This is a genomic window from Pseudomonas sp. EL_65y_Pfl1_R83 (genome assembly GCF_963970695.1).
GTDB lineage: Bacteria > Pseudomonadota > Gammaproteobacteria > Pseudomonadales > Pseudomonadaceae > Aquipseudomonas > Aquipseudomonas tritici.
Genome location: NZ_CAXAQI010000178.1, coordinates 1 through 564 on the forward strand (window position 1 = coordinate 1; position 564 = coordinate 564).

The following is a 564-nucleotide window of genomic DNA, read 5'->3' on the forward strand; positions in this document are numbered from 1 at the left end:
CTTGGCGCGCATTACCGCCACGTCGCGGGCGTGATAATGCACGCCCTCTTCCTGCTTGAAGCTCGTCTCATGCGCTTCGTCGATCACGATCGCGCCGACCTGCGCCAGCACATGAGGGAATGTCAGCGCGATCGCGGCGAACTTCTCATAGGTCAGGAGACCGACATCGTATTGGCCCCGCAGCAGAGGCGCGATGTCGTCCGTCTCGCCCGTCGCTTCCACCGTGCGGACCCCGAAACCGCCATAGACGCTCTCGAAGTGCCGCCGCTTGTCTGCCACAAGGGCCTTAAGCGGCAGCAGAAACAAAGCCCGTTTGCGATCCAGCACGTTCCGGAGCGCCGCGAGCTCGCCCACCATCGTCTTGCCCGAGGATGTCGGGGCCGACACCACCAGGTTCTCGCCGTCCAGCACGCCGAAGTCGGTGATGGCGGAGATCTGAAGCGCAGTCAAGGACGGGATCGCTCCAGCCCAGGCGGTGACAAGCGCGTCGGGGAAACCGGCCGACGGGAGGCTGGCAAGATCGGACGTCACCTTGGCAGGCAGACGCGCCGGGAAGGCCGCCCG

The 564-nt window shown here is 65.6% G+C and carries 1 protein-coding gene; it reads right to left on the reverse strand.

All coding sequences use genetic code 11. The features are described 5' to 3' along the window. A partial coding sequence (locus AACY08_RS28280) for a DEAD/DEAH box helicase (RefSeq protein ID WP_339472399.1) occupies window positions 1-564 on the reverse strand: 564 nt, incomplete at both ends.